Raw genomic sequence first — 20,223 nt, forward strand, 5'->3', positions numbered from 1 at the left:
ATCGGGTTATCATTAGTTGCTGAACTCGTCAATGACTTCTTGACTGACCCCGGTGTTGGAGAATCCGCCATCGTGAAACAAGTTTTGCATCGTCACCTTTTTGGTGAGGTCTGAGAACATAGCCACGGTATAGTTCGCACAGTCATCGGCCGTTGCATTGCCCAGTGGGGACATCTTCTCGGCATAGGCGATGAACCCGTCGAATCCTTTCACCCCTTGCCCTGCCGTTGTAGGGGTTGGTGATTGGGAAATCGTATTGACCCTTACGTTCTTCTCTTTTCCGAAGAAATACCCGAAACTACGGGCTACGGATTCCAAATACGCCTTGTTGTCGGCCATGTCATTATAATCCGGAAAGGTCCGCTGTGCCGCCATATAGGTGAGGGCAACGATACTTCCCCATTCGTTCATGGCATCGGCTTTGTACAGCGATTGCATGACCTTATGGAAAGAGAGGGCCGAAACGTCCCAACCCTTGGTGGTAAAGTCGTACTTCTCATCGGTATAGGCCCTTCCTTTACGCACATTGACGGACATGCCGATCGAGTGCAACACAAAATCGAGCTTTCCGCCCAAGATCTCAACGGATCTGGAAACCAAATTGGCCAAATCCTCTTCGTTAGTGGCGTCGGCCGGAATGATCTCGGAACCTGTTTTCTCGGCCAAGTTCTTGATCTGGCCCATACGCATGGCGATCGGAGCATTGGTCAAAACAAAGGACCCACCCTCTTCATGGACCCGTTCAGCGGTTTTCCAGGCGATCGAATTTTCATCCAAAGCGCCGAATATTATTCCTCTTTTCCCTTTCAACAGATTACTGCCCATAGTACTTCTTAGTTGGATTAAGTGGCAAAGATATTCAATTTTGACATGTGCTCATTGCAAAAGTTGCTTCGCATGGGCCAAGGCCGAACCGGATAGATTCTTGCCTCCCAACATCTCGGCCAACTCCTCAACCCGGGCCTCGCCGTCCAATTTTTTCATATGGGTGGTCGTGGTATCGCCAGACTCGATCTTGTACACCTTGAATTGTTGTTTGCCCTTTGAAGCCACTTGGGGTAAGTGGGTAATGGAAAAGACCTGCATCTGATCCCCCATGTCACGCATGATCTCACCCATACGGTTCGATATTTCTCCGGAAACCCCGGTATCGATTTCATCGAACATCAAGGTAGGTAGCTGTTCATGCTTGGCCAACAAAGCCTTGATGGCCAACATGATCCGCGATAGTTCGCCTCCCGAAGCTACTTTTCGAAGTGGTCCGAACGGCATGCCTTTATTGGCCGAGAACAAAAATGAAAGTTCATCCTTTCCATTGGACTTGAACGTTTGCGAAGGATACAATTCGATCTGGAAACTCGCCGATGGCATGCCCAACTGCCCGAGTTGTCCACCAAGATACCCCATTAAGGAAGGTAGTACCTTTTTCCGCGCTTTATGCAGGCCCGTAGCGGCTGAATCCAATTGGCCTTCCAAACGTTCGACTTCTTGATGCTGGGCTTGGATCTTCGCTTCGATGTTCTCGCTAAGATCAACTTTTTCAGCCAACTGGTTCTCAATGGCCATGAGTTCTTCGACAGTGGCTACTTGATGTTTTTTCATCAAATCGTGGAGCAGCTGCAATTTGCCGTTAACCTCCTCCAAACGTTGGGGATTCGCCTCAATACCATCTTCCAATTGCTGCAGCTCGTTCGCCCAATCACCGAACTCGATGACAACCGATTGCATGCGTTCATCAAGTTCTTGATACCGTTTGCCGAAATTCGCCAAACGTCTTGAAAGTTGTTGCAAAGCACCCAATAGGTTTAAAATCCCGATTTGCCCATCGTTCAGCAATTGATCGGCTTGGGCATGTTGTTCCTGAAGGTTACCCACATTGTTCAACCGTTCGTATTCTTCTTCTAAAGTCTCCTGCATCCCGATTGCCAATTGGGTATTGGTCAATTCATTCAACAAAAAGCTATTATAGTCGTGTTCTTTGGTGGCCTCGGCTTGTTGCGACACCAAGCGTTCCAACTCCTTGCGGGCAGTCTCGTAAGCCGTTCTGACCTTGGCATATGCTTCTAGGGAATCGGTATTGCCGGCCATGGCATCGATCACCTTAAACTGGAAGTCATTTTCAGTGAGCTGCAAGGTTTGGTGTTGGGAATGTACATCGACCAAAAATCCGCCCAAACGCGAAAGCACATCAAGGGTTACCGGAGTGTCATTGATAAATGCCCTTGATTTACCGGAAGGAAGGATCTCGCGCCGCAGCAAGGTCAATGATTCGAAGTCGAGGTCGTAGTCTTCAAAAAATGAAGTGATGCCATAATCGTCGATTGAAAAACTAGCTTCGACCACACATTTATTGGTGTTGTCCTTCAAGGCTGAAAGATCGGCGCGTTTGCCCAAAACCAAGGACAAGGCCCCTAATAAAATCGACTTTCCCGCTCCAGTTTCACCGGTAATGGTCGTAAAACCTGAATCGAAGCTGACATCGATGTCATCAATCAGGGCGTAATTCTTTATAACAAGTTGGGTAAGCAAAGTGACTTCTTATTAGAAGCCCAAAGATATACGATATTCAAAACATTCAATAGGTAATCGCATTCCAAGTACTCGAATAGAAAGGTGCCACTTTGTTCAGGCTTTCTTTCAGCTTTACGATATCGATCTTGGGACCGTCTGAAAAGATGTTCTGGATTTCTTCCGATTTGGCATCAAAAAACGTCTGGATCAAAAAGGCATTCGGCCTGCGTTTGATCAAGGTTTCAAAAAGTCGCAAGCTGCCGGCGATCACCTGTTTGCCCGTACTATTGTTATCACCGAGGATATCCAATCCTTTTCTATGGTAATTGTACATGGCCAATCGGTATTCGCGAAAGGTATTCGATAATAAGTTGTCGACGAGTTCGAAACGGGTGCGTTCGCCAGTCTCCTGGGCCCATCCCCCGAAATTGCTTCCTTGGGCTTGGGTTACGATATTTTGCGCCAATCTGAAATACTCGTCACCTCCTTGAAGCGAAAAGGTATCGGCATCAAGCCCGATAAGGATATACACGTAGTACGAAATGACCGCGACCAGGTTCGAATCGAAGGAATTCGGATTGTAGACCAAAGGTTCGAATTCTTGATATTGGAAATTAAATGCGTTGTCTTTGTAATTGAACACCGGTGACTCATAACTCGTATTGAATACGGGGCGTGAAGACTGCACTTGGAGGGTGGCCTCAAAACGGTCCGATTCATAGCTGGTCACCGTAATGAAAAAACGGGCGTTGATCCGTTCGTTTTCGGCAAATACCCGATTGGTCCATTTGTTCTTGTTGATGAAATCGTTGAGCGATCGTTCGAGGGTCTGGAAAATTTGCTGGTTGGTCTGCCCGATTTGATCGGAATTGACAGTTACCTCGCTATTCAATTCCTGGGCCCGTGAAAACGAAGCGATCAATAGGGCCAATATGGCGAAACGTACCTTAAGCATCCAAACGTTGTATGATTTCTTCCCAAATATCGGCCGCAACCTCAGCTTTGGTTTTTAGTTCAAACGTTTTCTCGGTCGATTTCTTGTCTATAAAGGTGATTTTATTGGTCGACCCACCGAAGCCGGCCCCTGCATCACGTAATGAGTTCAACACGATGGCATCAAGGTTCTTTCGTGTGAGCTTGCCTTTGGCATTTTCGAGTTCGTTTTCGGTCTCGAGCGCGAAGCCGACCAAAAATTGGTCCTTTTTCAATTCGCCCAGCGACTTTAAGATATCTTGGGTGCGCTCCATTTCGATTTGCATGGCACCGTCGGGTTTCTTTTTGATTTTTTCCTTGGCAACGGTCTTGGGTCGGTAATCGGCTACGGCAGCCGCACTGATGACGATGTCCATCTCTGTATAGACCGCGTGTACGGCTTCGTACATTTCAGCAGCTGATTCAACACGGGTCAATTCGATGTTCGGATGATGTACCGATAGCGCCGTCGGGCCTGACACCAAGTGCACACGCGCTCCTATTTCGGCGGCACGCTTGGCCAATTCAAAACCCATGGTTCCTGAAGAACGATTGCCCAAAAACCTCACGGGGTCCAAGGCCTCATAGGTGGGGCCCGCGGTTATCAAAACCTGCTTGTTCGACAAGGGTAGGCCCGTAGCCAAATGGTCGTTCAAAAAGGCCATGATATTCTCAGGTTCGGCCATTCGCCCCTCCCCTGAGAGTCCGCTGGCCAACTCCCCTGATTCTGCCGGTATCATCACATTGCCGAACGACTCCAAAGTTTGCATACTGGTCCGGGTCGATGGATGCTTGTACATGTCCAGATCCATGGCCGGAGCGAAATACACCGGGCATTTTGCCGAAAGATAGGTGGCCATCAAAAGGTTGTCACAGGTCCCATTCGCCATTTTCGACAAGGTGTTCGCCGTAGCCGGCGCGACTAAGAACAGGTCGGCCCAAAGTCCGAGTTCCACATGGTTGTTCCAGGATAGGCTTCCATCTTCCTGATTGATGAAATCCATCAAAACAGGCTGTTTGGAAAGTGTCGAAAGGGTGAGTGGGGAAACGAAAGAGCCGGCACTTTGCGTCATGATGACCTTGACGTTGGCACCGGCTTTGATCAATAACCTGACAAGAAAGCTCGTCTTGTAAGCGGCAATCCCCCCGGTGACACCCAAAAGGATATTTTTTCCGCTAAGCATCTAGGCGTCTTTCTCGGTATTTCTATGGTAGATTTTGTCCTCAAGCCATTCTTGAACGGCCAAAGCATGAGGCTTCGGAAGCTTTTCGTAGAACTTGGAAACTTCAATCTGTTCTTTGTTCTCGAAAACCTCCTCAAGGCTGTCACTGTAGGTGGCGAATTCCTCCAGTTTCTCCAACAACTCCTTTTTGATTTCGGAATTGATTTGGATCGCCCTTTTGGAAGCAATGGAAATCGCTTCGTAAATGTTGTCGGTCTTGCTATCGAACTCGTTGCGGTTGTGGGTCACGGTCGATACCGGAGCGTTGGTGTTTTTTAGATCATTCATAAAAACAGGTGTTATTATTTTGAAACTTCTTCTTCCTTGATGTCCAATTCGCGTTTAATGCGTTTGTACAGGTTCGCGGCTTGTCTTGAAAACTTGGTCTCTGGATACGACTTCATCAAGGCTTGGTAATATTCGTTGGCTTCTTCGTAGCGTTCCTTTTTTCGTTGTTCCGTACTGTTTTGGGCCAAGCTAGCGGCGGCCTTAGCACGGTAGTAAAAAGCATCTTCGCGAAAACTCGAACCCGGATTGTCGGCAATGAAATTATTCAATGCGGCAATGGCCGAAACCAAAATCGGAAAGTTGAATTCCCCGATCTTATCGAATTGCTTGGCAATCTCTATCTCCTTCTTTTGCTTCTTCGTGGTCAACTCCTGCGCCATGTCATTGGCTTCGGCAAACAATTCGGACTCCGGATAGGTATTGATGAAATTCTGTAGTTTACCCAAAGCTTTATTGGTGTCGGTCTGATCAAGGGAGTACCTCGGTGAGAGCAGGTAGTAGCTTTTGGCCTCTAAGAAAAGGGCGTCTTGCAATTTGTCGCTCTTGGGGTAAGACTTGATAAAACGTTCGAATTGGTATCCTGACAAGTAGTAGTCCCCCGATTTGAAATACGAATCGGCAAAGAAGAACATCACCCGTTCTCCTTGGGGCTTGCCCACGTAACGTGGTGCGATTTGTTCGAACAGGCGTTTAGCTCGTTTGTAATCGCCCTCGTTGTAGTATTTCTCGGCCAAATCGTATTTCGCCTTCACATCCTCGTTTTTGAGGACCTTTTGGTACTCGTTACAAGAAACTAAAAAGAGCAGGGAAAAAACAATTGCGCCGAACGACCTCATTTTCAAAAACATTTTGCAAAATTAGTGATTATCACCGGATTTTAAAAATGTAAATTAAATGATAAAACCGCCCCAATCTAGGGCTTGCAGCGAGTTTTAGCTAAGTTTTAACGTCTACGCCCCAACTTGCTGTAAGGTGCCAAGAAAACTGCCGATCCGTTGGGTCAGTTCCTTACTGGCCGCAACCAAGGGCAAGCGCACTTGAAGACCGCCTATACCGAGCTGTGCCAAAAAAGCCTTCACCCCGGCAGGGTTGCCCTCTTCAAAAGCCAAGTGCATTCCGTTCAATAGTGATTGATGGATGGCATAGGCCGGTTCGGATTCACCCCGCAAGGCGAGATCGATCATGTTCGAAAAGGCATCGGGCAACGCCTGGCCCAAAACCGAGATGACCCCTGAACCACCTGCCAAAACAGTGGGTAAGGCTGTGAAATCATCTCCTGAAATCACCAAGAACCCATCGGGCTTATGTTGTAATATCCCATCGATCTGTAGCGAATCGGCGCAGGCTTCCTTGATAGCAACGATATTTTCGAAATCGCGGGCCAACCTTAATGTCGTTTCGGGTAGCATGTTGCTACCAGTGCGCGAAGGAACGTTATAAAGAATGATCGGTAAAGGTGAATGCAACGACAATTCCCGGAAATGACGGTAAATCCCCTCCTGTGTCGGTTTGTTATAGCATGGGGATACCGATAAAATGAACTCGTAATCCATGATATCCATGGATTGCAGTTCTTTGACCACAGCGTGGGTATTGTTACCCCCTACCCCTACGACCAAGGGCAATCGCCCGGCGTTGACCAGTGAAATCGTCTGCATGACCAAGCGTTTCTCTTCTGCGGTCAGGGTTACGGATTCGGCCGTTGTTCCCAAGGCTACCAAATAATCAACGCCACCATCCAGCACATGTTCGACCAAGGCCTGAAGTGCCGACACATCGATCGCGCCATTTGCATCGAATGGGGTGACCAAGGCCACTCCTGTTCCTACTAACTTCTGGGTCGTACTCATATCTCGTTCAAAATTTTTAAATACTTTTTCAATTCTTGTTTAAACGAAGTAAAATCACTGATCGGCATGTTCATGATCAAATCGTTGAACTTGGCGTCAACGGCACCGAAACCGACCTTGATCCTCGCTTTGGTCTTGGCTGTCAACAAATGCAACAGCAATCGATCTTGGGCGTAGTAACTGATCAATACGTCATATTCACGGCCGGTGAATTCAGCGACATAGCCATTCTCTATCGACCCGTTCCAACCCAAGTCACGATCGGTATAAAATTGCACGGCAAATGGGGAATTCTTGTCGTGGTTCTTGTGATAACCGATCAATTGGATGGCATTGGGCCGTAGCGATAGCTCTTGACGCAATTCATAAAAGGCATCCGGCGTCTCGAACTGATCCAAATCGACGATACAGCCCAAGGAATGGATTCCTTTTTTTCCGGTTCTGGTGTCTCTCGGCTTCGCGAGTTCGTCCTCTAAAAACTTAAGACCCGATTTTACTTTAAATTTATCCTGAATGGCTTTGAATACCATATTAATTGTGCATTTTTACAAATGTAATTAATATCACTCCATTCGAATACGAAGTTAGGCGTCATGGTCTTTTTAAAAAACAAACAAATTGTTTTATTTATAACAATACTCGTTTTATCCTCCTGTGTGGGTGCCGATAAAAAACAGTTGTCCGAGGTTACGGGTAACCAAATCAGCATTGATTCCACCATTTCGGCAACGGAAAGTATTGATGCCATGGTCGCTCCGTTTCGAAACCGCATCAATACCATTCTCGACAGTACGTTGGCCTATGCCCCAAAACCCTTGACCAAAGATGATGGGGATTTGAACAGCAGTATCGGAAACCTCATGGCGGATATCGTAGACATCCAGGCAAGTCCGATATTTGAAGCTAGAACGGGTCATGCCATCGATTTTGTGGTCTTGAACCACGGTGGCATTCGGTCCATTGTTTCGAAAGGTAAAGTGAATGCGCGTACCGCCTATCAATTGATGCCCTTTGAAAATTTCATTGAGGTGGCGGAAATGTCTGGGGACGCCGTATTGGAATTGGTAGGATTTTTATCCCGTTCAAAACGGGCGCACCCTATTTCCGGTATGCAATTGCAACTCCAAGCAGATGGCACGGTGGGATCCCTAAAGATCAAAGGGGAGCCCTTGGATCCCAATCGCACCTATTACGTGGCCAGTACGGATTATCTCATTCAAGGTGGCGAACGCATCGGTTTTTTCAAACAAAAGGATTCCGTGCATGCTACGGATTATCTGTTGCGCAATGCCATGATCGACTATTTCAAGAAAGTGGACACCCTCATCGCCGAAGTTGATGATCGGTTCATCCAACTGCGTTAATATGGAACGAAGACATTTTTTAAAGAAGGCCGCGGCCGGAACCGCATTTTTAGGGGTCAACGGTGTTGCCATGCAAGCGTGTGCCGGACCTTCGCAGCAACGGATAACCATTTTGCACACCAATGATGTGCACAGCCATATCGATCCTTTTCCGAGCGACCATTCAAGGTTTGCGAATTTGGGCGGTTTGGCAAGAAGGGCCACATTGGTCGCCAAGATCCGACAAGAAAATCCGAACACCTTATTGCTCGATGCCGGCGACATCTTTCAAGGAACCCCTTATTTCAATTTCTACGGGGGTGAATTGGAATTCAAGTTGATGAGTAAATTAAAGTACGATGCGGCCACCATCGGAAACCACGATTTCGACAATGGGATCGACGGCCTGTTGGCCCAAGTACCCCATGCGACCTTCGATTTGCTCTCGGCGAATTACGATTTTTCAAACACGGTCTTGGACGGTATCGTACACCCCTATAAGATCTTCATGCGCCAGGGCATCAAGATCGGGGTCTATGGTCTGGGCATTCAACTTTCAGGGCTCGTCCCACAACGATTGAGCAAAGAAACCCGCTATTTGGACCCTTATGAAATCGCTATCGATACCGAAAAGCATTTGAAAGAATCCGAATCATGTGATCTGGTCATTTGTCTTTCCCATTTAGGTTATGATTACCGAGGGAACCCCAATAAACCGGATGACGTCACCTTGGCCACCAAAACCGCACATACCGATGTGATTATCGGTGGCCATACCCATACCTTTTTAGAGCGCCCGTCGGTTCATAGCAACCGTAATGGCGATTCGGTGCTGGTCAATCAAGTTGGTTGTTATGGAATCAATCTGGGCCGCATCGATTTCTTCTTTGAAAATGGCGCCAAAACCGGTACGGATGCGGTGAAGATCACGGTTTGACCATCCAATACATTGTAGCGCTCCGGGCACCGTATTGTCTTTATTGAAGTGCGATCATTTCATGGACCAATAATCGGTGTTCTTCAGCTAAAGAAAGTTTCGGCGTCGATCGCCCTGCCCGTCGATACCAGTAAGCAGCGTTCATGGCATCCCCTTCCTTGCGGTGCAAGTAGGCATGGATGGCCATCGCCATTGGGCCGACCTCTTGATCGACCAAACGATGGGCGCTTGGCCAATCCGCTTTGGCATCAAACCAAAGCGACTTTAGTTCCAAAGGCCAATCATGGGGTGGTCGTTCCATACTTAAACTCGTTTCAAAAGCGGAAAAACTGCGTGGAATATCCATATGCCAAAATTACGATTCAGTCATTGATTCCAACAAGTCGGTCTTTGTTTTTGGTGTCGGACCTTGAAGTCCGCTACTTTCATCCCAACAAAACCGCAACTTATGGCTTTTGAACATTTGATCAGTGATACCACCGGTTTGGTACATACCATCGCTGCTAGTTTGGCCTTGGTGCTCGGCACTTGGGTACTCGCTACCCGAAAAGGTGATAGGCGACATAAACAACTTGGCTATGCCTACAGTTTCTCCATGGTCGTTATGTTGGCCACTTCTTTCTTCATGTACAACCTGTTCGGTGGCTTTGGGATCTTCCATGCCTTTTCCATACTAAGCTCGGTGACGCTATTGGCTGGCATGGTGCCCGTGCTACGAAAACGGCCTAAAGGGTATATCGCCTTGCACTATAACTTTATGTATTGGTCGGTCGTGGGGCTTTACGGGGCCTTCCTTGCCGAGATCCTGACCCGAATCCCTCCCCTTGTCATCAAAGACCGAACGATTTTGCCAATTTTCTTTGGTTTGGTCGGGGTGTCGATTTTCATCATGATGGGTTTCGGGGTATATCTTATGAAACGTAAGCGATCGGATTGGTCAAAATTCGAGCACTAAGCCGAGAACATCGCAAGATTTTCTAAATTAGGCCATATGAACAAAACCTTTTCCGTGCTGGGCTTTGTGGTCCTTTTCATGGGTAGCTGTGGCACTTATGGTCCCGTTTCCGGTTTCACGCAACCCGAACCGACCACTGTTGATTACTCAAATTTGTCAAATTGGGCCGCCCATCCCGAAACATCGGACAATGCGGACCTCGTTCCTGGTAAGGACGGGACATCTTCCGGAGTTTTAGAAGCCGACGTATTCTTTATCCATCCGACCATATATAACGATCGGGGCAAAGACCTGCCATGGAACCCGCGATTGGATAACATCGAATTGAACGAACGGATCGACAATTCGACCATCAAATTCCAAGCGACGGCCTTCAATCGTAGCGGAAGGGTTTTCGCCCCCAGATACCGTCAAGCCCATTTGGTCAGTTATCGTACTGCGGATACCGCATCGGCCAAGAAAGCTTTCGCCCTGGCCTATTCGGATGTGAAACAGGCTTTCGAATACTACTTAAAGCACTATAACGAAGGGCGGCCGATCATCATTGCCGGCCACAGTCAAGGAACCACTCATGGCGCACCGTTGGTCAAGGAGTTTTTCGACGGCACCCCTTTACAAGGTCAATTGGTCGCCGCTTATCTCATCGGCCTACCCCTTCCGAAAACTTATTTTGAACACATCAAGCCGTGTTCTGACAAAGACGACCTTGGTTGTTCGATTTCATGGCGCACGTTCAAAAGGGGTTACCTGCCCAAAGACCGGGCGTTGGGAGATAGCATTTTGGTGACCAATCCGCTAAGCTGGAAAATCGACTCGGAGTACGTGCCCAAATCCGCCAATACGGGGGCAGTGCTCCGAAATTTCGACCAGGTGTTGGAACAGCGGGTAGACGCCCAGGCCCATCAAGGCATCCTTTGGGCGAATAAGCCCCGGTTTCCGTGGAGTTTTTTATTGACCCGAAAAAATTACCACATCGCCGACATCAATTTCTATTACCAGAACATCAAAGAGAATGCGGCATTTCGTGTAATGCGCTACTTGGAGCGTGAAGTCAAAGCATCGCGAGAAAATCCTGCTCAGAAATAATCGGCACCCCAAGGTTTTCGGCTTTGGCACGTTTACTAGGCCCCATTTTGTCACCTGCTACCAAATAGGATGTTTTGGAAGAAATCGAAGAACCGACCTTACCGCCATTATCTTCGATACGCTTTTTAAGGGCATTGCGATCCAAGGTTTCGAAAACCCCTGAAACCACGAAGGTCTTTCCTTTCAACAATTCCGTTTGGCCGGCAGTGGCCTCTTGTGATAATTCGAACTGTAGTCCGTACCCTTTCAATCGATCGACCAAAACGTTGTTCGCGTCATCCGAAAAGAACTGCACCACACTTTCAGCAATGCGCTCCCCGATTTCATCAACGGCGACAAGGGCTTCGACGTCTGCATTACGTAAGGCATCGATGCCTTTGTAGGCCCGTGCCAATTTTTTGGCAACGGTTTCCCCGACGTAGCGGATCCCCAAGGCGAACAATACCCGTTCAAAAGGAATGGCTTTCGAGGCGGCGACCCCTTGCACCAAATTCTCGGCTGATTTTTCAGCCATACGTTCCAAAGGCATAACGGATTCCTTCGTCAACTCATAGAGGTCGGCATAGTTCCGGATCAAGCCTTCATTGAACAATAACTCGACCGTCTCACTGCCCAAGCCTTCGATATCCATGGCCTTTCGCGAAATGAAATGTTGGATCCTACCTGTAATCTGTGGCGGACACCCGGTATCATTGGGGCAAAAATGTTGGGCCTCCCCTTCCTTTCGTATCAATTCGGTACCACACTCCGGACAATGGGTAATGTACACCGTTGGCTCGGAAGTTTCGGGTCGTTTGGAAAGATCCACCGCGGTAATTTTTGGAATGATCTCACCGCCTTTTTCCACATAGACGATATCCCCTTTGCGAATATCCAATTTCGCGATCTGATCCGCATTATGTAAAGAGGCGCGCTTGACCGTAGTACCTGCCAACAAGACCGGTTCGAGGTTTGCTACGGGTGTAATGGCCCCGGTACGACCGACCTGATAGCTGATCTCGTTCAATCGGGTGGTAGCTTGCTCTGCCTTGAATTTATAGGCCATTGCCCATCGAGGGGCCTTGGCGGTATGACCGAGTTCGTCTTGATACCGCAACCGATTCACTTTGATCACGACCCCATCGGTTTCATAAGGGAGGTCATGCCGTTTGACATCCCAATGGTTGACGAATTCCAAAACCTCGTCGATAGACCGGCAATGTTTCGCCACAGTCGGCACCTTAAACCCCCATGATCGGGCCTTTTCAAGCATCTCAAACTGTGATTCCATAGGCAGGTCACGGCCCACGATACTGTACAACAAACATTCGAGCGGACGTTGCGCGACCAATTGACTGTCTTGCAGTTTCAAACTGCCCGAAGCGGTATTTCGGGGGTTCATGTAAGGTTCTTCCCCATTGGCCACACGGGCCTCGTTCATTTTCGCGAAGCCTTCAAGGGTCAAAATGATCTCACCGCGGATGTCGAATGCGTCCGGATAATCCCCTTGCAATTGCAAGGGTACTGACTTGATCGTCTTGATATTCGCAGTGACGTCATCTCCTTGGAAACCATCGCCCCGGGTAACCGCCCTGACCAATGTCCCGTTTTCGTAGCTCAAACTGATCGAGGCGCCATCATACTTTAATTCACAGGTATATTCTACGGGCACATCCCCTAAAATACGCTGGATACGCTTTTCCCAATCCTGTAGGTCCTCCTTGTTGTACGAATTGTCCAAGGAATACATGCGTTGCCCATGGGCCACGGTCTCGAAGTTTTTGGTTACGGCACCCCCGACCCGCTGGGTAGGCGAATTCGGGTCGAAAAATTCCGGATGGGCATGTTCAAGCTCTTGCAGGGCTTTGAGCTTGGAATCGAACTCGAAATCGGAAATAGAGGGCTCGTCCAATACATAATAACGATGGTTGTGTTCCCGCAGTTCGTCGCGTAATGCCTTTATTTTGGATTCGGTGGTCATAGTTGTGTTTTATTCATCCATTTATCGGTGTGTCGTGGGCGGTAGTCTTGCATTTTGGCTAAAAGCTCTTCTGGTTCATCAGATACGATGATCATGTTTTTATGAACCTTTTTTACGAATCCCTTAGCAACCATCTGATCAAACAAAACCAACAGTTCATTGAAAAAACCAGAGGTATTCAAAATTCCGATGGGCTTTTGGTGCAATCCCAATTGGGCCCAGGTCAACATTTCGAAAAACTCCTCAAAAGTCCCGAATCCCCCAGGCAACATCACGATGCCGTCCGATCTTTCGTGCATCAATAATTTGCGCTCGTGCATCGATTTGACCACGATCAATTCTTGTAATCCTTCATGGTGGACTTCTTTCCGTTTTAGAAAGTCGGGGATGATCCCCAACACCTTTCCTCTATGTTGCAGGCTTCCTTCGGCCACCTTGCCCATGAGACCGACCTTGCCTCCGCCATACACCAAACCGATACCGGTCAAGGCGAGTTGTTTACCCAGGGCAAAAGCCTGTGCTCCATATTCTGGATCATTGCCCGGATTGCTTCCACAAAATACCACGAGGTGCTGCATCGATTACGATTTGGTCATACTCCCTTTCAACATGCGAAAATTACCAAAAATATCGGTTTTCAATACCACGTTTTCGAAGCCGTTTTCCAACAATATCGATTCGGTTTCTTGCCCGAGATATTGATTGATCTCGAAAAACAAATGACCCTCAGGGGCCAGTTGTTGCTTTGCGAATCGGGTGATGGCGTCATAGAACAACAACGGTTCGGCATCCGGGACGTACAAAGCCTGTTTCGGCTCGAATTCCAACACATTGTCGGCCATTTCCTTTTTTTCGGACTCCCGAACATACGGTGGGTTTGAAACGATAAGATCAAAGGCCTCGGGACTTTCGAATGGGGCTAGGATATCTTGGGATAGGAAGGTGATATCAAGCTGGTGGCTCTTGGCGTTGGCACGCGCGACTTCCAAAGCATCTTCGGAACGATCCAGGGCGAACACCCTGGCACTGGGCAACGCATGGGCCAAGGCAATCGCGATACAACCACTGCCTGTTCCGATATCCAAGATGCGTAAGGGCTCGGCTTTTCGTTCTGCGCAGGTTTCAAGGATCCAATGCACCAATTCTTCGGTTTCAGGTCGTGGAATAAGGACACGGGCATCGACCTTGATGTCGTACCCCATAAATTCGGTGACTCCTAAAATATATTGTATGGGTTCGTTACGTTTCAGTCGATCCAAAATCCCAAAAAGTTGTCGGAGTTCGGCATCGGTAACGGCCAAATCAGGGCGAAGTACCAAAATAAAACGTGCATAGCCGAACAGGTGTTCTACCGACAAATGGAAGCAGGATTGGATTTCTTCTTCTGGAAGTATCGCTTGTAACTCGGAAAGGAAAACGGTCTTGACCTCGCGCAACAACATCATCAAAAGGTTTTGAGCATACGCACCGAACAAGCGTCGTGCCCTGTTTTTCCCAAAGGGGTATCGAGGTAAGTGAACCCCATCTTTCGATACATCCTTTGCGCTGGTTCCATATCGGGAAGGGTCTCTAGATAACACCCCTTAAAACCCAAAACCACGGCCTGCTTCATGCACTTCCTTAATAGTGCTGAAGCCAAACCTTGTCTGCGGGCTTTCGGGGCAACATACATTTTCTGTAATTCACAAAGCGAACCGTCATGACCCGCCAACGGAGCGATTCCGGCGCAAGCAACGATCTCTTCTTGATCTTCAACGACATAGAAAATGCTACTGGGTACCGAATAAGTCAATGCCATATCATCCAAAGCGGCATCGGCATAAGCCGTACCGATCTTGGGCACCCCCATGGTTTCCAAAATGGAGCGGATCAAGGTGGCAACTTGTTCATTGTCGGCGGGTTGTATGGTTCGGATCTCCACCTTGTCGTATTGGGTTTTTAAGTGCTACTTTTACAGAGTGAAGATACGCGATAAATACATGCTCCGGGCCATCGAATTGGGTAAAAATGCCCTAGGTTCGGCAGCACCGAATCCGATGGTCGGCTGCTGTATCGTTCACCGAGATCGTATCATCGGGGAAGGCTATACCAGTGCCCATGGTGGGCCGCACGCCGAAGTCAATGCTATTCGCAGTGTGACCGATACTTCGATTTTGGAGGAAGCCACCTTATATGTCACCTTGGAACCCTGTTCCCATTTCGGAAAAACCCCGCCATGTAGCGATATGATCATCGATAAAGGGATCCGTAAAGTGGTCATCGGGTTACAAGACCCCAACCCAAAGGTCGCGGGGCGCGGTATCGAAAAACTCCGGAAAGCCGGCGTCGAGGTCATCGTCGGGGTAATGGAGAACGCATGCCGCTGGCACCACAGGAGGTTTCTAACGGCTTTTGAAAAAAGACGTCCTTATATCATCCTAAAATGGGCCGAAAGCCAAGATGGTTTTCTGGTACCCGATCGCAAGCTTAAGGACGCGGAACGTCGCCCGATTTGGATCACCAACAGTTTGTCTCGACAATGGGTGCACCAATGGCGGCATGAAGAACAAGCCATCTTAGTGGGTACCCAGACCTTAATCGATGACGACCCAAAGCTGGATGTACGTCATGTAGCGGGGCAACCACCCGTACGAATCGGATTGGACCGCCAGTTACGGGTCCCGATGGCATCGCATATTTTCGATGATTCAGTACACACCTTGATCTTCACCGAAAAACAAACCGATCGTTCGACCGACCGTACCCAATTCAAAAAAATGGCTTTCGATTCGGAATTCATACCCAACCTTTGTACCGAACTTTGGAAACTACAACTGCATAGCCTCATCGTAGAAGGCGGGGCAAGTACGCTTCAAAGTTTCCTAGCGCTTGGTTTATGGGATGAAGCACGGATTTTCAGGGGGTCGGTGCTTTTCCACTCCGGGAAACCTTCCCCAAAAATAAAAGGATCCGTACATTCAGAAACGGATTTAAAACAAGACCGACTAACCGTATTGACCAATGATCAGGAACATCATCTTTGATTTCGGTGATATATTCATCGATTTAGACAAACCGGCAACATTGCGCATGCTAAAGCATTTTGGGTACGATAGCCCAACGTCAGCCCAACAGGACTTGTTCAATACCTATGAAAAAGGCTTGGTGTCAACATCGGTGTTCTTAGAGCGTATGCATGGATTTTTCCCTACTGCCACCAAAGAGGAACTGATTACGGGCTGGAACTCCATTTTAAAGGACTTTCCAGATCATCGCCTCGATTTTATAGTGGACTTGGCCAAAACCGGGCAACATCGGCTGTTTTTGTTGAGCAATACCAATGACATCCATATCGAATGCGTCAAGGAACGGATGGGTAGGGCGAAATTCGAGCGCTTTAAGAATTGTTTCGAATTTTTCTACCTCTCCTATGAAATGGGCATGCGCAAACCCGACGCCGAGATATTCGAATTCGTTGTGCAAGAGCAACAGCTCGAGGTACGGGAAACCCTGTTCATCGATGATTCTAAAGACAATACGGACACGGCTTCGCAATTGGGACTGCAAGTGTGGAACCTTCAAGTAGGACAGGAAGAGGTCACCGAACTTAAAGGGCGATTCGATGTTTGATTTAGCGCTCAGCGTCCTTTGTTCCAGCCTGATCTTCGTCATTTTTAAATTGTTCGAGGTATATCGCATCCAAACCCTATATGCCATAATCGTCAATTATTTGGTGGCCTGTTTGACGGGAGTCTTGTTCTATGCAGCACCCATCCCCTTCGATGGCATCACGGATTCGTCATGGTTTCTAGGCACTTTGGGGCTTGGGGTATTGTTCATCTTGGTATTCAATATCATGGCGAAAACGTCACAACAAGCGGGTGTTTCCGTTGCCTCCGTTGCCACCAAAATGTCGCTGGTGCTCCCGGTTCTGTTCGGGGTTTTCATTTATGGCGAACAGCTATCGTTCTTTAAGGTCTTCGGTATTCTTATGGCGTTGGCAGCCGTCTATTTCGCTTCGGTAAAAGAAGGTAGTCCCACCTTTTCAAAAGCGACCCTCGTCTTGCCCGTTTTGGTCTTTTTGGGATCTGGGGCGATCGATACGGCCATCAAGTATTTTCAGCAAGGGCATTTATCGGAAGCGGAGTTTCCTTTGTTTTCAGCCACGGTTTTCGCTGCCGCTGCTTGCACTGGGTTGGTGTTCATTATGTTTAGGGCAGTTCGACAACCGCTCAAGTTCAATGGTAAAAACATCTTGGGTGGTATCGCATTGGGGGTGCCGAATTACTTTTCCATATTCTTCTTGTTGCGGGCACTGCAAAACGACCGCTGGCCCAGTGCAGCGATTTTCACTTTGAACAATGTGGCCATTGTCATGTGTTCCACCTTGTTGGGTATCGTACTGTTCAAAGAACGTATGATCAAAAGCAATTGGATCGGGATCGTGTTGGCCGTAATCAGTATCATCTTGGTGGCCCTATTCTAATGGAATTGAAATTGAAGACCCTTACGGAAGCTTGTGAACCCGTTTTGCTCAAAGAGCGCAAAAGCAAGTTCTATGGGTATGCCTTCCCAATTCAAAATGAAGAAGACGCCAAACATCTGGTGGCCCAATTGCGTAAAGAACATCCTTTGGCCAATCATGTCTGTCATGCTTGGAAAATCGGCCTGACCCAACCGATGTATCGCGCAAGTGACGATGGTGAACCCAATAACTCTGCAGGAAAACCCATTTATGGACAAATACAAGCTTTCGAGGTGACCAATGTTCTGGTGGCCGTTGTGCGGATTTTCGGTGGGGTCAAATTGGGTGTTGGAGGACTCATCCAAGCCTACAAGGCTGCGGCCCAAATGGCACTGGCATCCTGCGAACTGGTAATCGTCGATCCCTCATATCGGTTCCGTTTGAAATTCACCTATGTGTTTATGGATCGGATCATGCGGGTAATCAAGCAACAAAACCTTGAAATCCAAGAACAGGACCTCGCACTTGACTGTACCCTGATCGTAGGTTGCCCACAATCCAAAATCGAAAGGGTCGAGGAGGCTTTCGCGCAGATCCGGGAATTGGAATGGCTCCGTTTGGAGTAAGCTTATAGTTTATCCAATATGTATTGTGGACATTGGACCGGTTTGCCCGTTCGTTTGTCCATAAAAGCCAAAACGGTATGGGCGGTGGCCAGTACTTCGTTTTTTTCATTAGTCAATCGATACTCAAAAGCGATCTTCACCATGGGTTTTTTCACCAAGCGGGTCTCGACCGTAATCAAGTCATCGTACAATGCAGATTTTTTGTATTCAATTTGTAAGGAAATTACTGGTAGCATTATTCCATTTTCTTCCATGCTCCTATAGGTGATTCCCATCTCCCTTAACCACTCGACCCTACCCAGTTCCAAATACTGCGCATAATTGCCGTGATACACTACGCCCATCTGGTCTGTTTCGCCATATCTGACCCGGAAAGAAAATTTGTTAAAATTCATATAATTTCATGAAAAAGTATATATTTATAGGCTTGGTTTTTCGGAGCAAAACATGCGAAAAAAAAAGTAAAATTTCAACGGCTAAATGATTTTTTTTTTAGGTTTTTTGTTCACATATTTGTCGCATCCAGAGCATAGGGATTTCCCCTTATAAAGATAACCGAGAACGCTTAATTCAAACTAACCAACAAAACGAGATTACCTTCTTATGAGTGTTACTGCTGCATCCGTTTGGAACAACTGTTTGTCTTTCATAGAAGACAACATCCAGCCGCAAGCATTCAAGACTTGGTTTGTCCCTATTAAGCCTATCAGATTGGCAGACAATGCATTGAGCATCGAAGTCCCTAGTAAATTTTTCTACGAATGGTTGGAAGAGCATTATGTAAAATTGCTCAAGGTCGCCTTGCGGAAGGAATTGGGAAACAATGCCAAATTGGTCTATATCATCAAAATGGAGAACAAGTACGGGAACAGCGAACCGTACACTGAGAAAATACCGAGTTCGAACCGTTCGGCCATGGCCCCGCAAGAATTGGACGTGCCTGTCACCTCCAAGAATCCGGAGCTCAAGAATCCGTTCGTGATTCCCGGCATCCGGAACATCAAAATCGAGTCGCAACTCAATCCGAATTACAATTTCGAGAATTTCCTGGAAGGGGATTCCAACCGGCTCGCACGATCGGCAGGTATGGCGGTCGCGAATAAACCCGGAGGTACCTCTTTCAACCCCTTATTGATCTTTGGGGGCGTCGGTTTGGGAAAAACGCATTTGGCCCATGCCATCGGTGTTGAAATCAAGGATAAATACCCAGAACGCACCGTTTTGTATATCTCAGCGGAGAAGTTTACCCAGCAGTATATCGAATCGGTAAAAAAGAATACCCGAAACGACTTCATCCATTTCTATCAACTGATCGACGTACTCATCATCGATGATGTCCAGTTCCTATCCGGAAAATCGGGAACCCAGGATGTGTTCTTCCACATTTTCAACCATTTGCACCAAAACGGCAAACAGGTCATTTTGACTTCCGATAAAGCACCAGTCGACATGCAGGATATCGAGCAGCGTTTGCTTTCACGATTCAAGTGGGGCCTTTCGGCAGAATTGCAAAGTCCTGATTACGAGACCCGGGTCTCCATATTAAAGAACAAACTTTATCGCGATGGGGTTGAAATGCCCGATGAGATCGTAGATCATGTCGCCAAACATATCAAGACCAACATCCGTGAATTGGAAGGGGCCATTATCTCCTTGATCGCCCAATCGTCTTTCAATAAACGTGAGGTTACTTTGGAACTGGCGCAGCAAGTCGTTGAAAAATTCGTCAAGAACACCAAACGCGAAGTATCGATCGACTACATCCAAAAAGTGGTTTCCGATTACTTTGAAATGGATGTGGCCACCTTACAATCGAAAACACGGAAGCGTCATATCGTACAAGCCCGGCAATTGGCCATGTTCTTCGCCAAAAAATTCACGAAAGCCTCTTTGGCCAGCATCGGCTCCCAAATCGGAAAGCGCGATCACGCCACGGTACTCCATGCTTGCAAGACGGTCGATAATTTAGCGGAAACCGATAAGCAGTTCCGAAAATACATTGAGGACCTCAACAAAAAGTTCACCTAA

23 protein-coding genes are annotated in these 20,223 nt (G+C 47.7%); 9 read left to right on the forward strand and 14 right to left on the reverse strand.

Translation table 11 applies throughout. From position 1 onward, the window contains the following. Window positions 1-12 precede the first annotated feature (12 nt). From ABV409_RS09990 to ABV409_RS10025, 8 genes are all read right to left on the reverse strand, one after another. Window positions 13-825 carry an enoyl-ACP reductase FabI gene (locus ABV409_RS09990; protein WP_353877443.1) on the reverse strand — a complete coding sequence of 271 codons (813 nt, stop codon included), beginning with the start codon at window positions 823-825 and terminating at the stop codon, window positions 13-15. 51 nt (window positions 826-876) lie between these two features. Then, window positions 877-2,529 (reverse strand): DNA repair protein RecN, encoded by a 1,653-nt coding sequence (gene recN, locus ABV409_RS09995; RefSeq protein ID WP_353877444.1) that lies wholly within the window; start codon window positions 2,527-2,529, stop codon window positions 877-879. Window positions 2,530-2,575: 46 nt separating this feature from the next. Further along, on the reverse strand, window positions 2,576-3,466 hold the full coding sequence (gene porD / locus ABV409_RS10000) for a type IX secretion system protein PorD (RefSeq protein WP_353877445.1): 891 nt from the start codon (window positions 3,464-3,466) through the stop codon (window positions 2,576-2,578). Continuing rightward, complete coding sequence (coaBC, locus tag ABV409_RS10005) at window positions 3,459-4,667, reverse strand: bifunctional phosphopantothenoylcysteine decarboxylase/phosphopantothenate--cysteine ligase CoaBC (protein WP_353877446.1); 1,209 nt, start codon at window positions 4,665-4,667, stop codon at window positions 3,459-3,461. The genes porD and coaBC overlap by 8 nt, the downstream gene beginning before the upstream one ends. Next, window positions 4,668-4,994, reverse strand: a complete 327-nt coding sequence (locus tag ABV409_RS10010; RefSeq protein WP_353877447.1) for a DNA-directed RNA polymerase subunit omega — start codon at window positions 4,992-4,994, stop codon at window positions 4,668-4,670. Between the two features lie 14 nt (window positions 4,995-5,008). Beyond that, window positions 5,009-5,842: an outer membrane protein assembly factor BamD gene (locus ABV409_RS10015; protein ID WP_425590001.1), complete on the reverse strand. Its 834-nt coding sequence runs from the start codon at window positions 5,840-5,842 to the stop codon at window positions 5,009-5,011. A 102-nt stretch (window positions 5,843-5,944) separates the two neighbouring features. Continuing rightward, window positions 5,945-6,844 (reverse strand): 4-hydroxy-tetrahydrodipicolinate synthase, encoded by a 900-nt coding sequence (dapA, locus tag ABV409_RS10020; RefSeq protein WP_353877449.1) that lies wholly within the window; start codon window positions 6,842-6,844, stop codon window positions 5,945-5,947. Next, window positions 6,841-7,374 carry a DUF6913 domain-containing protein gene (locus tag ABV409_RS10025; protein WP_353877450.1) on the reverse strand — a complete coding sequence of 178 codons (534 nt, stop codon included), beginning with the start codon at window positions 7,372-7,374 and terminating at the stop codon, window positions 6,841-6,843. The genes dapA and ABV409_RS10025 overlap by 4 nt, the downstream gene beginning before the upstream one ends. A gap of 126 nt (window positions 7,375-7,500) precedes the next feature. Here ABV409_RS10025 and ABV409_RS10030 point away from each other — a divergent pair, with 126 nt between their 5' ends. Further along, window positions 7,501-8,208 (forward strand): 5'-nucleotidase C-terminal domain-containing protein, encoded by a 708-nt coding sequence (locus tag ABV409_RS10030; RefSeq protein WP_353877451.1) that lies wholly within the window; start codon window positions 7,501-7,503, stop codon window positions 8,206-8,208. Between the two features lies 1 nt (window position 8,209). After that, complete coding sequence (locus ABV409_RS10035) at window positions 8,210-9,124, forward strand: bifunctional metallophosphatase/5'-nucleotidase (protein ID WP_353877452.1); 915 nt, start codon at window positions 8,210-8,212, stop codon at window positions 9,122-9,124. A gap of 40 nt (window positions 9,125-9,164) precedes the next feature. On the opposite strand, the gene ABV409_RS10040 is transcribed toward ABV409_RS10035, so the two are convergent. Continuing rightward, window positions 9,165-9,425 carry a hypothetical protein gene (locus ABV409_RS10040; protein ID WP_353877453.1) on the reverse strand — a complete coding sequence of 87 codons (261 nt, stop codon included), beginning with the start codon at window positions 9,423-9,425 and terminating at the stop codon, window positions 9,165-9,167. 147 nt (window positions 9,426-9,572) lie between these two features. On the opposite strand from ABV409_RS10040, the gene ABV409_RS10045 reads away from it, so the two are divergent. Continuing rightward, complete coding sequence (locus ABV409_RS10045; protein ID WP_353877454.1) at window positions 9,573-10,079, forward strand: DUF2306 domain-containing protein; 507 nt, start codon at window positions 9,573-9,575, stop codon at window positions 10,077-10,079. 36 nt (window positions 10,080-10,115) lie between these two features. Further along, window positions 10,116-11,165, forward strand: a complete 1,050-nt coding sequence (locus ABV409_RS10050) for a DUF3089 domain-containing protein (RefSeq protein WP_353877455.1) — start codon at window positions 10,116-10,118, stop codon at window positions 11,163-11,165. On the opposite strand, the gene ligA is transcribed toward ABV409_RS10050, so the two are convergent. The 4 genes from ligA to ABV409_RS10070 are packed head-to-tail and all read right to left on the reverse strand — an operon-like array spanning window position 11,131 to window position 15,046. Further along, on the reverse strand, window positions 11,131-13,125 hold the full coding sequence (ligA, locus tag ABV409_RS10055) for an NAD-dependent DNA ligase LigA (RefSeq protein WP_353877456.1): 1,995 nt from the start codon (window positions 13,123-13,125) through the stop codon (window positions 11,131-11,133). The genes ABV409_RS10050 and ligA overlap by 35 nt on opposite strands. Further along, window positions 13,122-13,703: an LOG family protein gene (locus ABV409_RS10060; RefSeq protein WP_353877457.1), complete on the reverse strand. Its 582-nt coding sequence runs from the start codon at window positions 13,701-13,703 to the stop codon at window positions 13,122-13,124. The genes ligA and ABV409_RS10060 overlap by 4 nt, the downstream gene beginning before the upstream one ends. A gap of 3 nt (window positions 13,704-13,706) precedes the next feature. Then, the gene (prmC, locus tag ABV409_RS10065; RefSeq protein ID WP_353877458.1) at window positions 13,707-14,570 is read right to left on the reverse strand and encodes a peptide chain release factor N(5)-glutamine methyltransferase; all 864 of its coding nucleotides are present in this window, start codon (window positions 14,568-14,570) and stop codon (window positions 13,707-13,709) included. Continuing rightward, on the reverse strand, window positions 14,570-15,046 hold the full coding sequence (locus ABV409_RS10070) for a GNAT family N-acetyltransferase (protein WP_353877459.1): 477 nt from the start codon (window positions 15,044-15,046) through the stop codon (window positions 14,570-14,572). The genes prmC and ABV409_RS10070 overlap by 1 nt, the downstream gene beginning before the upstream one ends. A 37-nt stretch (window positions 15,047-15,083) precedes the next feature. On the opposite strand from ABV409_RS10070, the gene ribD reads away from it, so the two are divergent. From ribD to ABV409_RS10090, 4 genes are read left to right on the forward strand one after another with little or no spacing between them, the layout of a single operon-like run. Further along, window positions 15,084-16,148, forward strand: coding sequence for a bifunctional diaminohydroxyphosphoribosylaminopyrimidine deaminase/5-amino-6-(5-phosphoribosylamino)uracil reductase RibD (gene ribD, locus ABV409_RS10075; protein ID WP_353877460.1), 1,065 nt, complete (start codon window positions 15,084-15,086; stop codon window positions 16,146-16,148). Next, complete coding sequence (locus ABV409_RS10080; protein ID WP_353877461.1) at window positions 16,126-16,734, forward strand: HAD-IA family hydrolase; 609 nt, start codon at window positions 16,126-16,128, stop codon at window positions 16,732-16,734. Before ribD ends, ABV409_RS10080 begins: the two co-directional genes overlap by 23 nt. After that, entirely contained in the window at window positions 16,727-17,590 is an 864-nt protein-coding gene (locus tag ABV409_RS10085; protein ID WP_353877462.1) for an EamA family transporter, read from the forward strand. Before ABV409_RS10080 ends, ABV409_RS10085 begins: the two co-directional genes overlap by 8 nt. A gap of 5 nt (window positions 17,591-17,595) precedes the next feature. Further along, window positions 17,596-18,195, forward strand: coding sequence for an IMPACT family protein (locus ABV409_RS10090; protein WP_425590002.1), 600 nt, complete (start codon window positions 17,596-17,598; stop codon window positions 18,193-18,195). Between the two features lie 2 nt (window positions 18,196-18,197). Here the strand turns inward: ABV409_RS10090 and ABV409_RS10095 are convergent, their stop codons facing one another. After that, window positions 18,198-18,590, reverse strand: a complete 393-nt coding sequence (locus tag ABV409_RS10095; protein WP_353877464.1) for an acyl-CoA thioesterase — start codon at window positions 18,588-18,590, stop codon at window positions 18,198-18,200. Window positions 18,591-18,798: 208 nt separating this feature from the next. Between ABV409_RS10095 and dnaA the strand changes: the two genes are divergently transcribed. Then, entirely contained in the window at window positions 18,799-20,223 is a 1,425-nt protein-coding gene (gene dnaA / locus ABV409_RS10100; protein WP_353877465.1) for a chromosomal replication initiator protein DnaA, read from the forward strand.

Origin of the sequence: Flagellimonas algarum, from assembly GCF_040513375.1 — a bacterium.
GTDB lineage: Bacteria > Bacteroidota > Bacteroidia > Flavobacteriales > Flavobacteriaceae > Flagellimonas_B > Flagellimonas_B algarum.